This is a genomic window from Streptomyces sp. NPDC051051, assembly GCF_040682975.1.
Classification (GTDB): domain Bacteria; phylum Actinomycetota; class Actinomycetes; order Streptomycetales; family Streptomycetaceae; genus Streptomyces.
In genome coordinates this window covers 1-13679 of the sequence record NZ_JBFBCB010000003.1, presented here as the reverse complement: position 1 = coordinate 13679, position 13679 = coordinate 1, and the positions used below count along the sequence as shown (strand labels likewise).

At 68.3% G+C, this 13679-nt stretch carries 8 protein-coding genes and 7 pseudogenes; 11 read left to right on the top strand and 4 right to left on the bottom strand.

Features of this window, described 5'->3' with window-relative positions:
* Window positions 1–54 precede the first annotated feature (54 nt).
* Window positions 55–1287, bottom strand: a complete 1233-nt coding sequence (locus AB0N31_RS03210) for a PP2C family protein-serine/threonine phosphatase (RefSeq protein WP_366056616.1) — start codon at window positions 1285–1287, stop codon at window positions 55–57.
* An 891-nt stretch (window positions 1288–2178) separates the two neighbouring features.
* Between AB0N31_RS03210 and AB0N31_RS03205 the strand changes: the two genes are divergently transcribed.
* A complete protein-coding gene (locus AB0N31_RS03205) occupies window positions 2179–2826 on the top strand; it encodes a hypothetical protein (RefSeq protein WP_366056615.1) in 648 nt (215 codons plus the stop codon).
* Between the two features lie 521 nt (window positions 2827–3347).
* Here the strand turns inward: AB0N31_RS03205 and AB0N31_RS03200 are convergent.
* A complete protein-coding gene (locus AB0N31_RS03200) occupies window positions 3348–4349 on the bottom strand; it encodes a hypothetical protein (RefSeq protein ID WP_366056832.1) in 1002 nt (333 codons plus the stop codon).
* A 313-nt stretch (window positions 4350–4662) separates the two neighbouring features.
* On the opposite strand from AB0N31_RS03200, the gene AB0N31_RS03195 reads away from it, so the two are divergent.
* The 4 genes and pseudogenes from AB0N31_RS03195 (at window position 4663) to AB0N31_RS03180 (ending at window position 6276) form a co-directional block, all read left to right on the top strand.
* Window positions 4663–4893 (top strand): hypothetical protein, encoded by a 231-nt coding sequence (locus tag AB0N31_RS03195; RefSeq protein WP_366056614.1) that lies wholly within the window; start codon window positions 4663–4665, stop codon window positions 4891–4893.
* A 9-nt stretch (window positions 4894–4902) separates the two neighbouring features.
* A pseudogene (locus tag AB0N31_RS03190) lies at window positions 4903–5259 on the top strand (IS3 family transposase); the annotation flags it as partial.
* 76 nt (window positions 5260–5335) lie between these two features.
* Window positions 5336–5566: pseudogene (locus AB0N31_RS03185) on the top strand (hypothetical protein); the annotation flags it as partial.
* Window positions 5567–5732: 166 nt separating this feature from the next.
* Window positions 5733–6276, top strand: a pseudogene (locus AB0N31_RS03180) (Tn3 family transposase).
* Window positions 6277–6437: 161 nt separating this feature from the next.
* Here the strand turns inward: AB0N31_RS03180 and AB0N31_RS03175 are convergent.
* Window positions 6438–7724: a DUF4241 domain-containing protein gene (locus AB0N31_RS03175; protein WP_366056613.1), complete on the bottom strand. Its 1287-nt coding sequence runs from the start codon at window positions 7722–7724 to the stop codon at window positions 6438–6440.
* Between the two features lie 199 nt (window positions 7725–7923).
* Between AB0N31_RS03175 and AB0N31_RS03170 the strand changes: the two are divergent.
* The 5 genes and pseudogenes from AB0N31_RS03170 to AB0N31_RS03150 all read left to right on the top strand — a co-directional run.
* Window positions 7924–8451: pseudogene (locus AB0N31_RS03170) on the top strand (acyl-CoA dehydrogenase); the annotation flags it as partial.
* 58 nt (window positions 8452–8509) lie between these two features.
* A complete protein-coding gene (locus AB0N31_RS03165) occupies window positions 8510–8650 on the top strand; it encodes a hypothetical protein (RefSeq protein WP_366056612.1) in 141 nt (46 codons plus the stop codon).
* 409 nt (window positions 8651–9059) lie between these two features.
* On the top strand, window positions 9060–11108 hold the full coding sequence (locus tag AB0N31_RS03160; RefSeq protein ID WP_366056831.1) for a TerD family protein: 2049 nt from the start codon (window positions 9060–9062) through the stop codon (window positions 11106–11108).
* A 267-nt stretch (window positions 11109–11375) separates the two neighbouring features.
* Window positions 11376–11606: pseudogene (locus tag AB0N31_RS03155) on the top strand (VWA domain-containing protein); the annotation flags it as partial.
* Window positions 11606–12046 (top strand): annotated as a pseudogene (locus tag AB0N31_RS03150) (DDE-type integrase/transposase/recombinase); the annotation flags it as partial. The pseudogenes AB0N31_RS03155 and AB0N31_RS03150, both read left to right, overlap by 1 nt.
* Window positions 12047–12458: 412 nt before the next feature.
* On the opposite strand, the gene AB0N31_RS03145 reads toward AB0N31_RS03150, so the two are convergent.
* The gene (locus AB0N31_RS03145; RefSeq protein ID WP_366056830.1) at window positions 12459–13184 is read right to left on the bottom strand and encodes a leucine-rich repeat domain-containing protein; all 726 of its coding nucleotides are present in this window, start codon (window positions 13182–13184) and stop codon (window positions 12459–12461) included.
* Between the two features lie 254 nt (window positions 13185–13438).
* Here AB0N31_RS03145 and AB0N31_RS03140 point away from each other — a divergent pair.
* A pseudogene (locus tag AB0N31_RS03140) lies at window positions 13439–13679 on the top strand (hypothetical protein); the annotation flags it as partial.

Sequence of the window (13679 nt, the reverse complement as noted above, 5' to 3'; positions counted from 1 at the left end):
GCGACGCGGGACCTGCTCACCGGCCGCCTGGCGCCGTCCAGGAGAGCGCCATGGTCACGGCTGCTTCGTGCGGCCGGCTGAGGCTTGCCCGGTGTCCGCGCCGGAGCTGACGTGCCGCTGGGTCTCCTGGGGGCCGTGCCAGTCCAGGCACATCACGGTGGCATCGTCTTCGAGCCGGCCGCCGGCAGCGTCCCGAACTGCGGACGTCAGCGCCATTGCGGTCTCCCGTGGGTGCAGGTCCCGGGTGCGCTCCAGCAGGGTGTACAGGTCGACCTTCTCCCCGTGGCGTTCGAGCATGCCGTCGGTGAACATGAGCAGACGGTCACCGTGGCGCAGATCGAGGTCCTGGACACGGTAGGTGTGGGGCGCGGACAGGGACAGCCCGAAGGGATGGTCCACCTCGCAGGTGATCTCCTCCGCAGTTCCGTCGCGCATGCGCAGGGGCCAGGGGTGACCGGCGTTGACGAGCTGCGTCTGCCCGGTGCGGAGGTTGATGCGCAGCAGCTGCCCGGTGGCGTGACCCCGGCCGTGGTCGGCCAGCGCCTGGTCGGCCAGGTGAGCCTGTTCGACCAGGCCGGCTCCTGCGCGGCGGGCCCCGCGCAGGGCGCTCACCAGGACCGTGGCGGCCAGGGCGGCGTCGATGTCGTGGCCCATGGGGTCGGTCACCGAGACATGGAGGGTGTCGCGGTCCAGGCTGTAGTCGAACGTGTCACCGCTGAGGCCTTCGGAGGGCTCCAGGTTCCCGCACAGGGTGAACTGCGCCGCCTCGCACGACAGTGCCAGGGGGAGTAGCTGGTACTGGATTTCTGCTGCCAGGGTGGGGGGCCTGGAGCGTTTGCCCCAGGTGTAGAGGTCGGTGAAGCGCCCGTTGGCGATCACGACGTAGGCCAGGGCGTGGGCGGCTTCCCCGACCGCATGCAGGACGTCCTCGCCGGGGGCGGCCGGCAGGAGCAGTTCCAGCAGCCCGATCGCGTCCCCCCGGTTGGTGACCGGCGCAATCACCTGGTGTCCCTGCCCGGTCGCCTCCTGATAGACCCGCTGGGTACGGATCACCTCCTCGTAGACGCTGCCGGACAAGGGGATCCGCTCCGCCTCCCGCCCACCCTCCCCAGGGGCGGTGGACAGCCGCGCCACCGCCCTCCCTGTCAGGTCCACGATGAGGAAAGAGACCTTCGCGGCCTCGAAACGCCGCCGCAGGTCCTCCGCGACCACGTCCACCGCATCCACCGGCGCCGCCGTCTCCGCCGCCGTCAGCAACCGGGAAAGTCCGCTCTGTCCACCACTCACGACCGCAGTCCCTTTCACCCGCCTCGCCTACCGGCCTGAGAATGACCACGAGGAACGTCAGCCCAAGAAATTCATAATAAGCGAATATTGTCACTTTATGGGGTTATGTAAGTAGGTTTGTCTTCTGGTATCCATCCACAGACGCGCCCCTCATGACTGCTCTGGATGAATGAGTCCAAGGGCTTGTAGACATAGGCCGTCGGCGGGCGGTGGCACATGGCGCTGCCACCGCCCGCCCGGCGCGTGCAAGTGTGCCGGTCGTTCTGGCGGTCGGCGGAAACCACGCGACGCGTGCTGAGCAACTCGGAGGACGCCTCGGTCGGGGCCCGGCAGGGGAATGACCTTGAGTCTCCGGTGACTGGAGACAGCAGGGTCGGAGACATGGACGTCACGACCCTCTGCTCGATCGGGGAGCTTCCCGGCGGACCGGCTTGCCGGTGAGGACCATCCGGTTCCAAAAGCTGTCCCGCAACTACGTCTGAGGCCGGCGACAGCCTCGTCGGGCGCTCGGGTTCCTCCACGGACGCCGCTCATCCAGGGTCCCGAACCGCACGTCTCCGCGTTCCAGGTCGGCGAGGATCGGCCGGCAGCCAAGCGGCATCTGCCTGTCATCACGCAAGGCGAGGTACTGCACGGAGTCGTAGGGCACGATCAGGATCCCGTTGGCTCGCGGACTCGCGCTCTGTCGATGGCGGGAGGCGGCTCGTCATCGCGCTGGCTGTCCGCGAGAAACGCCACCCAACCGCCAGGCGGCGCAGGCAGCCATCAGCGAACCTCCACGCCCCTTTGTGCGTCGAAGGGGCGGAGCAAAGCCGGCGCCGCCGGGGGAGGGCCTCGCGCGCCACGCTCCCAGCAGGACGCATCCGTCACCGGCCACTCCGGGGGAACACCATGAACCCACAAGCGAAGCGCTTCGTCAGCCTGCTCCTGGCGCCCCTGCTGGGCGCCTGCCTCCTGGCAGGCTGCGGCGATGACCAGCGGGCCGACGAGGGCCGTGCGAACGATGAGTCCCTGCAGCAGAAGCGCGCTCGTGACGTGGTCGAACTGCGCGGCAGACTGCCGACCACCGCCGTGCACGGGACCGTGCGGTGGAAGAACGGCACTGCCCTGAGCCGTCCGCTGGTGCAGTCGGAGGAGGCGTACCGGTCCTTCGCCCTCAACGACAGCGAGGGACCCAGGCTGGCCGTGACGGGCGCGCGGCTCGGCCGGATGACGATCACCACCAGCCGCGGCGCCGCAACCGTTCCCGCGTGGTTGTTCACATTGGAGGGCTACGACACCCCGCTCAAGCGGGTCGCCGTCACCCCGTCACAGCTTCCCGAGCCGCCGATCGGGCAAGCGCGGCAGGACTCCGACGGCGGCCTCATGAGCGTCGTCCGGCTGGCCGCAGTGTCGGGGGACGGTCGGTCCATCACGGTGAAGGCCACTCATGGAGCCTGCGACGACGGCCCCGTCGTAAAGGCGCTGGAGACCGACGGGAGCGTCGTTGTCCACGCCTCCGTCGCGGGGAGCGCAGCGGCCCCTGCAGCGCCGAGATGATCCAGCAGAACGTGAAAGTGGAGCTGCGGCGGCCACTGGGCGACCGTCTTCTGCTCGATGCGTTCACCGGCCGGCCAGTGCCGTACGGAGACCCCGGCGGACCGTCGCCGACCTGGACCTGACGCTGTAGGTCGCTCACGGGGAAAAGGCGCACACGACCGGCTTCGGGGTTCCTGCGGCCCGGGGAGGAGCCGAGCCGGATCGCTGCCCCCGTCCGGCACGGGAGCCAGCCGGCACGTGCCGGCTTGAGGGCGTCCGGCTCGCGTCCGCCGGCATACCGGACGCGGCTGACCTGAACGGTGGTGATCCCGGGGGCGCCGTCGGGAAGGAAGCGGCAGTCCGGTCCGCCCCCGTGGGCGCGCCGGAGCAGGATGCGGCCGTTGCGGAGGGCGACGGCCTCCTCGGCCGCGTGGGTGCGTTCCCCGAAGCGTGCAGCCCACCGGCCGCAGGGTCCGGCCTCGTCGAGAGGGCTCGGCGCGGCGCGTTCGCACCGCGCCTTGCCCGCCCGACGAGGGGCGTGCCTACGCCGCGTCTTCGAGGAAGGCCTCCTCGTCCCCGAGGAAGGCCTCCTCGTCCATCATCGCGGCGCCGAACCCGCCCAGGACCTCGTCGATGCTCAGCTCGGTGGCACCGGCCGGAGCCGTGGGCGTCCGGCCCTCGGTCATCCGCACCACCAGGCCCAGCTTCTTCACCTTCGCGTTCTCGGCCAGCTTGGCGAGGTCGACGGAGACCTCGGTCAGCTCGCCGTTCTTGAGAGCGAAATCAGCCGTGACCTTGGCGTCGGGGGCGTCCTCGAGGTCCTTGTCCGTGGGCAGTTCCATACCCGGCGGCAAGCTCTTCGCGAGCGGACGGATCTCGCCGAGGAACTCCGTGATCAGCGTACGGAACGGAGCAGTGGCGGTGATGTGTTCGGAACCGTCCTCGTCACCGGCTGTCTTGAAGTCGACCTCGCGGGCGACGGTCTTGCGCAGCGCCTCCAGCAGGTGCTTCTGCGTCTTGGCGTCGAGGGTGGGCTCCGGCGCGGGCTTCGCACCGGGCTCCGCCCCCAGCTCGGCGGTGGTCTTCTCCATCTCCTTGGTGTTGATCTTCACCCACTCGCCCTCAAGCACCTTCTTGAGCCCGCTCGCCTCCGGGGGCAGGTCCTTCACCGACGGTACGGGGAAGCCCATCGCCTTGCCGAGGATGTTCACGTCGGAGCGGATGTAGGTGTAATCGCCGACGACCCGGTACTCGGTGAGGTCACCGTCCTTGTTGCTGATCTTCAGCGCCATGCCGACGTAGTCCTTCTCCCCGGACTCCTCGATCGGCTTCTTCGACTGCACGGTGACACTGATCTTCGCGTCACTGAGCAGGTCGGCGGCCTCGTCGGGCAGCTCCTCACCGGGCTCCGGGTCCGACGAGGCGTCCAGCGCCTTCAGACTCCCGGCGTCGGTGTCGAGATCGAGCTCGAAGGAGATCGTCTTCTCCCCGGCGAGCTTCTCGAAGGCCTGGTCGAGCTTCCTCCCGGCGGAGAGCTGCTCCACGGTGCCGCAGGCGGCCGAGCCCGCCAGGACGGCGCCGACAACTGCGGTGGCGGTCAGGGTCTTGCGTATGGCGGTGATGATGGTCTCCTCGTCAGTGCGATCACCATGTGATCGCTGACGAAGACTCATGTCGCCGCCAAATGGTTGTGTCCCGTGCGAGCGACATCGAACAGGCGCTGCAGTCACACGAGTTCGGCCCGGCCGCCGAGGACCGGCTCACCCGTTACGGCGCGCCGGCCATGGACCGCCTCCCCGTACCGGGGCCCGGTCGCTGACCGACCTCACCGATGACACGGGCATCAACCGGACCAGCATGTACGCGGCGTTCGGCAACAAGGAGGAACTGTTCCACCGCGCCGTCGCCCGCTACGCCGAAGCCGACATGGCCTACGCCTGCGAGGCCCTCGCCCAGCCCACCGCCTACGCGGTCACCGAGACCTTCCTCCACGCCAACGCCGACGCGGGCCGCGAGGCGCTCCACGCCACCGTCGACGTCGCCCTGCGCGCCGTACCCCGGCCTCACACGGGCGGCAGGACCGCGTAGGCGGCGGACAACTTCAGCGTCTACGGGGTGCGCAAGGTCTGGCGGCAGCTGCATCGCGAAGGCATACCGGTGGCCCGCTGCACCGTCGCCCGACTGATGCGCGATCTTGGCCTGGAGGGCGCCCGACGCGGGAAGAAGATCCGCACCACCATCCGGGACGACGGCCAGGAACGGGCCGCTGACCTACTCAGACGCGACTTCACCGCGTCCCGTCAGAACCAGCGGTGGGTAGCCGACTTCACCTACGTTTCCACCTGGTCCGGGATCGTCTACGTCGCATTCGTCGTGGACGTGTTCTCCCGGGCAATCGTGGGCTGGTCCGCCGCCACCAGCAAACGGGCCAAGCTCGTCCTCGACGCCCTCGACGCCCTCGACGCCCTCGACGCCCTCGACGCCCTCGACGCCCTCGACGCCCTCGACATGGCGCTGTGGCGCCGGGATCGTGCAGGAAATCCGCTGGTCCGGGCCTGGTTCATCACTCGGATGCGGGCAGTGCACGTCCTTCGCGTTCACCGCGCATCTCCTCGACGCCGGCATCGACGCCTCGATCGGCACCGTCGGCGACGCCCTGGACAACGCTCTCGTGGAATCCCGGATCGGCCTCTGCGAAACGGAGTTGATCAAACCCCGCAAGCCCTGGCACGGCCTTGCCGACGTCGAACTCGCCACCGCGGAATGGGTCGACTGGTTCAATAACCAGCGTCTCCGCACAGCGGTCGGAGACATCCCGCCCCACGAACACGAGACCAACCACTACGCTCAACACCAGCCTCAACCGGCGGCTGGAGTCAACGCATGGAGCCTCCACCGATCCCGGAGCGGTTCAGTACGACCAGATTGTGAAGTACACCATTGCCCTGCGTCTGGGCGCCGCCGAGGCCGAACAGGTCCTGCGGCGCTTCACCCGCGGCGGCCCCAAGCACCCCACCCACCAGGCGATCGAAGAGCTGGGGCGCGGTGCGCACGGCGTTCGTGTGCGACTACCTCGCGGATGTCGAGATGCGGCGCGAGATCCATGAAGGACTCCAGGTCGTGGAGAACTGGAACTCCGCGAACAAGGACCTCTTCTACGGCAAGGACGGCGACCTGACCGGTGCGGACAAGGAATCCCAGGAGGTCAGCATGCTCGCGCTGCACCTGCTCCCGTCCGCCCTGGTCCACGTCGACACGCTGCTGATGCAGCAGGTCCTCGTTGATCCGAAATGGGCTGACATCCTCACCGATGCGGACCGGCGCGCACTGTCTCCGCTGTTCTGGACGCATGTGAATCCCTACGACCGGTTCGAACCGGATGTGAACCGCCGCCTGGATCTGGACCTGGCCACCCGCGCCGTACCGGGCCTGCGCACTCGTCAGGGGGAAGGGGCTGCCGTGCCGGGGTGAGACGTGGGCCAGGTCCAGATGCGGGCCGCAAGGCAACCAGGGATGTTCAGCCGTTGTTAGGGCACGGCTACGTCGATGCGTAGTAATGCTGGCGAGCTTCCCTGACGTCCCCCGGGAAGGCGTCCACCAAGCCGAAGTCGGTGATCGAGTCGTCGAGCTTCTCAATCGCCGTGTGCACTCTGGAGGTTCGCCGTGGTCCCAGTCTCGGGCAGTGCGGCCGCGCGCCGATGGTCGGCGGCTCCTTGCTCTCCCCCGTCGGCGGAATGGAGCTGGAAGTCGACGACGACGCAACCAACCTGTCCGTCATCGGTGCGGCCGATCCAGACGGGGTATGCCCCGTCGCCCCGGCCGGCACGGAAGGCGATGAGGTTCGGCTCGAGCTCCGTGCTGGGCAGTTCGACGCTGAAATGGCTGTCGAGGGGTACGAACAGGTCCTCGTCCAGCTTGTCTTCGATCACCGTCCGAGTCGCATCCATGAAAGCCGCTGTGCCGGTATCCACGCCAACCCCGTAGAACTGGCCCTCGCCGAGCAGCCCCAGGTCCTCGTCGGGTCGGAGGGCCATTTCCCACTCGCGGGGCGGGACGTCCAGGAACGTCACCCTGGCCGCGGCGACACCGGCCCCGCGTGTCGTGCGCAAAAGCGACAGCGTGACCGGGAACTCGCCCGGTGGCACAGCGACGGTCCGCGGGGTCTCTCCGATCCAGCCGGGGTCCGAGACCGCCAGCTGCCCTGACGTGATCCGCAGCAGGCCGGCGACAACGGGCTCGACGACGGCCGGCCCGTCCGGAGTGTCGCACGCGCCCGGACTGAACAGTTGCTCGATTCCGGTGGCGCGCAGCGGTCCCGACCCTTCGTCCACCGACACGTCGCTCAGGACTACGGTCGTGGCGGGCTCGTGGCCCTGCTGGGCGAGGAACGGCGCGAACACCTGCCAGTCGCCGAATTCCGGTACGGGGCAGAGGAAGCTTTCGACGGGCGCCGGGAACCGCCGCACGGGGACGCTCGACGGACCGGATGTTCGAGCGTGCAGTGGCTCCGTCGACGCTCCCCTCGGCCCGGCGAACTCGGACCTCACCTCGACCTGCCCGTCGGCCGAGACGGTCGTGGTCTCCTGAACATCCCACTTCCCGGACGAGTGCTCCTGCTCGTTGGAAAACTGCCATCGGGTGTTCCGGTGAGCCAACAACATCCCCGTGCTGTGCGGCTTGAGGTCGATCATCTGCATGCACCAGGACCTGTCGTCGAACAGATACATACGCCACATCCGGCGCGGCCAGTATTCGACCAGTGCCAGCGGTCGCTCCCGCGCGGACAGCAGAACCGCGTAATCCATCCCGGCAGCATGTCTGCGTGCCGCGACCGCGCGCGACATCGGGTCCGGATGGGTCATTCCCCGATGGGAACCCCACATGTCGCCGTACGACACATCAAGACTGTCGAAGATCACAGCCGCGCATCTCCCCCCGTGGCACCAGCCACCCCCGAGCAGTGGCGCTCGACGGGTGACCCTGCCGCATCGCGCTGCCCTTCCGAAGCTTCGTTGTGCCGCCAGTCTTCCACTGAGGTGTGACACATAGGGTTGTGGGAGGCTGGCAACCTGGGGTTACCGACGAAATGGGCCGCCCCAGGTGACGAAACACAGTCGGCTCGACCCGGTCGCCTACGAGCCCGTCCCGACCCGCCTCGACGCGGCCGACGACGACTGCCTCTTCCGCCAGGGCCCGGCCCGCGGCCTCGGCTCGGTGCGCTTCCACGACTGGCGGCCGGCCTTCGACACCTACGCCCACCTGCTCAACGTCGCCCGGTTCCGTGAACAGGCCGACGCGCTCTGCGAGTTCGTACGCACGGCCGCTCCCGGCGAGGAGCAGAGCCGGGACCTCGACCTCCTCCTCGCCGTCGGGCAGCTCTTCGCGCTCGTCGCCCACGGGCAGTTGGTCCTGGAGCAGGCGGCCCTGGCCGGCGTCGAGGAGGACGTCCTCGACGAACTGTTCGCCGTCCTCGTACGTGACTTCTCCGCGCACGCCGTCCAGCTGCACGGCAAGGACTCCGCAACCGAGGAACAGCAGCTCTGGGCACTCGGCACCGTCCGGCGCCCGGCGGTCGACGAGGCGCGTTCGAAGCGCGTCTGGCAGCGCGTCGAGGCGCTGTCGGGGGCGTACGAGATGATGTCCTGAGGCCTCGGCACGGCCTCGGACGAGTCCGCGGGGTACGGGAGGCTATCTGCTCACCCTCGTGGTCGGTGACGGCCAGCACGCCCAGTCGATGCTGCTCGATCCTTCGGAAGACGACCTTCCCGAAGAGCGCTTCTGCCACCGCTGGGACTGGGGGTTCACCGACTGGTCACAGTTCGCCGAGACGGTCGCCGACAAGTGACGCGTCCCGGACCGGTTTCCGCCGTGTCCCGTGCGGGTGAGGCGGGTGTGGTCGAGGACACCTGCCGCCGCCTCACCCCGGTCGAGGGTCGAAGTGTCGTGATGGACAGGTTGTCGGCCCATCCCTGCCCGGACCGTGACACGCAACTCCCCGCATGACAGCGGCCCCGCCCGACATTCCGGTGCGGGGCCTCTGCGCGTACGGGCGCGGCAGGCGTGCGGGGGAAGCAGACGCGGTTCAGCGCCGGACACCGCTGTTACACATCCGGCTTCACGGAACCTCCACGATCGAGCTCGGTGCGTATTACAGTCTTCTCCGCGCGACTCGTCAGCTTGTGTCGCGCAAGAGACAGATGGGCTGGAATCTTCCGCATGCCCAGGGTGCGCCGTTGGGGGGCTTTGTGCAGGAAATGATCATGGGTTCGAATGTGGCCCTGGCGGACCTGAGTGACAGCGTCGGTTCAGTGATCGTCAGTCTGGGCTGGGTCAGCCCTACTGGTGAGGGCGACGCGGACGTGTCGGTCCTGCTGCTGGATGCGAACGGCAAGGTGCGCAGCGACAGCGACTTCTACTTCTACAACCATCCGGTGGCCGCTGACGGGAGCGTGCAGCTTCTGGGTAAAACGCCGACGGCGGACGGCAGTGAGGACCGGATCAGTTTCGACCTCACCGCGGTGCCGTCCGGGATCGACCGGATCGTCGTCGCCGCGAGCAGGTATGGCGAAGCCCGTTTCGGTGAGCTGGAGGATGTGAGGATCACGCTGGCCGACGCGGCCGGTGAGAGTCTCCTGCGGTTCGCCGTCGATGACGTCGGCTCGGTGACAGCGGTCATCTTCGGCGAGCTGTACCGGCGGGGCGAGGGATGGAAGTTCCGTGCCGTCGGGCAGGGCTACGAGAGCGGCCTGGCGGGGCTGGCGACCGACTTCGGGGTCGACATCGAGGACGACGCGGCCACGGAGGCGGAGACGGAGGCAGCGCTCGACGGCACGGAAGCCGACGAGCAGGCGGATGCAGCGCCTGCGATACCGGCCGAGGAGCCGGCTCCGCAGGCGGCGCTGGAGGCCATCCCCGCTCCTCGTCGGCCTGAGGGCGAGGCCGTCGAGCCGAGGAAGTCGGCCGCGCGCCCCCGCACCGCGAAGAAGAAGGTCACCCTTCCCAAGACGGTCAAGAAGACCCTGGCGGAGAACGACTCCTGGAGGCCGGCCAGGCTCTTCCCCGTCTCGGTGCTCAAGAGCGACCGGGACCGTGAGATGCGTGCCACTTCGGTGCTGCTGTCGGTGATGGCGCAGGTGCCTGAGTTCAGCAGGAGGCTCACCGCGGGGTTCGGGGCTCCGGCGGGCCGTATGGAGACCTTCACGGAGGTCTCCCTGCCCCATGGCGACAGTCCGCGGCGCCCGGACGGGGTGATCCGCGTGGAGCGGGCCGGCAAGCTGTGGACCGCGCTGGTCGAGACGAAGACCAACGGCAACGCGCTCAAGGCCGACCAGGTACAGGCGTACATGGACATCGCCGCGCGCCGCGGTTACGAGGCCGTGATCACGCTGACGAACGACGTCGCGCTGGAGGGCAGTCCGCTCGTCGACGTCAAGATCGACAAGCGGCGCAAGCACAAGGTCGCCCTTTGGCACCTGTCCTGGGCGGAAGTCGCTTACCAGGCGCAGATGCTGATCAGACACGAGGGAGTGGGCAACGCGACGCACGCCTGGCTGCTGCAGGAACTGCTGCACTACCTGCAGCACGAGAACTCCGGCTGCCACGGCTTCCAGAACATGGGTCCGGCCTGGGTCCCCGTACGCAACGGGATCGACGACGAAACCCTCTGCCAGGGCGACGCGCGGGCGCTGGAGGTGGTCGAGAACTGGGAGCGGCTCATTCGCCAGGTCTGCCTCAGGCTGGGCGGCGAACTCGGACAGAAAGTACTGCCCGTCCAGCGCGCCAAGCGCGGAACGGACCCCAACGAGCGCCGAAATCACCTCGCCGATCAGCTCTGCCTCGATGGGCAGCTTCAGGCGGAGCTGCGCATCGACGGCACCCCCGGAGTCCTGATCGTCAGCGCCGACCTGCGCACCGGCAAACTGCGCACCGGCATCGACATCCCTGCTCCCGAGCAGGGCTACCCCCTGAGCTGGGCCAAGCGACTCGTCCGGCACCTGGCCGAGGCACCGGCAGACCTGCACATCGAAACCCTGGTCGACAGCGAAGCCGGGGGGCCACGCGGAACGCTGGAGCGGCTGCGCCCCGAACCGGCGGACCTGCTCCCCAAGGACAACGGCACCAAGATCACCGGATTCCGTTTGTCCCTGCTCAAGAGCATGGGAAGCGGCCGCGGCAACGCCGAGACCGGCTTCATCCGCAGCGTCGACGACGCCGTACAGCGCTTCTACACCACCGTCGTGGTCCACCTGGACACCCCGACAACACGCCGGACACCGTCCAAGGAACGCGCGGCAGCGGGATGACGCCCGGGCGCAGGCGGCGGCAACGCCATCTGCGCCCGACGCGAGACCGTCCTCTTGCACAGGCCCGTACTCGGCCTGAGTTCTGCAAGGGGACGCTCGCACAACCCGACGCCATACCGCCCGTTACTGCCAGGTCATGGAGTCCGAACCGCACTGTTCGCAGCCGAGGAGGCAACCGCCAGCACCTGCTGGGAAGCGGGGTGCCGCCATGGGGGAGTGATCCCGACGAACGGCATTGAGCATGCTGCGGCCATCAGCCTGACCAAGATGCGGGAAAGGGCGCCCGATCTGGTCAGCCTGTACAAGACAGCGGGCGCCAGCGTGCGCAGTCATGGGCTGGAAAGCGTACGGGCTGCGGTGTACCTCGTGCTGGACCGCTCCGGGTCGATGCGGCCCTACTGCCAAAACGGCACCATGCAGCACTTGGCCGAGCAGGTTCTGTCACTGTCGGCCCACCTCGATGACGACGGCACCGTGCCGGTGGTGTTCTTCTCCACTGGCGGGCCGTCGACGCCGGCGGCAACGTCCTGGACGTCCTCGTGCAGAGCCGCCGGGACAAGGTCGCGGCCAGGCGTTTCTTCCGCCGCCTGATGAAGAAGACGCGTGCGGTCCCGCGCGTGGCCGTCACCGACAAACTCCGTTCATACGGCGCCGCCCACCGCGACATCACGCCCTCCGTCGACCACCGGCGGTCGAAGTACCTCAACAACCGGGCGGAGAACAGCCACCAGCCCACCCGCCGACGCGAACACGCGATGAAGGGCTTCCGCTCGGCCGGCGCCGCGCAGCGGTTCCTGTCCGCGTTCAGCGGCATTTCACCCCACTTCCGGCCTCGCCGCCACCCGATGACCGCCACCGACTACCGCGCCGAGACGACCGTCCGCTTCGCCGTCCGGGACCAGATCACCGGCGCCGCTGACCTGCCTGCCGAGGCCTGAGCACCGGCCCGAAACCCGACCCACGCCACGTTCCGAAGCGCCGTCGGAGACCCAGGTGCCCAACAACGTGACAGCGCCGTCCGACCTCTCACCGATCGCCAAGTTCGCGGCCTTCCTCCGCCAGGACCTCGACGCCGTCACCGCCGGCCTCACACTGCCGTGGAGCTCCGGCGTGGTCGAAGGCCACGTCAACCGGATCATTCTGTGGAATCAGCGATGCGTACACCGGCGCGGTCCGGATCGCCCGCGCCCTGAGCAGCCCCGGCTGCCAGGGAGAGGGCACTCACACGGGTGAGCGCCTCCGCGCCGGTGACACCGACTCGGTCTGAGCCACTATCGGCAGGCCCGTCCCGACCACCAAGTAGCGGCCTGGTATCACCCTCCGGGCCTGGCCCTGGCCCGGGCGTCACTGTCAGGTCAAGACGACGCATCCCAGCCGCTCCAGCTCGCTGAGGAGCGGTAGGGAGGGATCGACCTCGTTCCAACGCAGATCCAGTTTCTCCAGCGATGGCATCAGGGCGAGCCAGTCGGGCAGCTGGCCCAGGTGGTTGCTCCGCAGGTCGATCTGACGCAGTCGCGGTAGGCCGGCCAGTGACTCCGGCACCTCGGTCAGGAAGTTCTCGCGTAGGTCCAGGTGACGCAGTTCGTGCAGCTTGGTTGCTGACGACGGCAAGTGCTCGATGGCGTTTCCGCGGAGCCATAGCTCACGCAGGCAGCGGAGCTGACCGATGGCATCGGGCAGGGCGGTAAGCCCGTTGTGCTGTGCCCTGAGCTCGATGAGGCCGCTCATCCCACCGATGGTTTCTGGCAGGGTGGTGAGGGAGTTCTCACCGACGTTGAGGTAACGCAACCGGGTCAGGTTTCCCAGAGAGTCAGGAATCCGAGACAGCTGGTTGTCGTGCAGGTAGAGGCAGTCGCTGAGCTCGGTCAGCTTGCCGAGTTCCTCGGGTACCGACGCCAGTGCGTTGTGGCCCAGGTCCAGGGTTTTCAGCCGGTGGAGCTGCCCGATGTCCGGCGGGAGGGTCGTGAGTCCGTTGTCCGCGAGGATCAGCACATCGAGCTCGGTCTGTCGCCAGACCGAATCAGGCACCTCTCCGAGCTCTTGACGCCACAAGTTCAGCGTGTGTCTCACCGCCATCTCCCCTTCGTCAGCAGTCTGGGCTCCGATTCTCATCCGGGACCTCCCTCGGCGGCGACGGGCGACAGCAAAACAGTTAGGGAAAGATCAACTGTCCTTAGTACTCCAGCAGGATTTCGCTGTCTGACCTGGTCTTTCGCCGGGCGGGCGGAGTGTAGCGCGGCTTCGATCGTGTGGGGGCGGTCTTACGGGGACCGCCCCTCGATCGTGCGACAACGCCGCTGGTAGTGACAGCGGCGGGGCAGCCTCCGAGGGTGATCACCGAGTATGCCGCCGCGCAGTGGGACCTCGAACTGGACGATCTGTTCCTGACCATCGGACACCGCTTCGGCCGCGTCGAGCTCCGCCGCCGCATGCGTGACTACGTACGCGGGCTGCTCGCCCCGGTGGCCCGCAAGAACAGCTGGCCGAACAGGCCGGCCACCGCACGCCCGACGGGCTGCAGCACCTCCTCGCCGGATCGAAGTGGGAGCCCGATGACATCCGCGACGACCT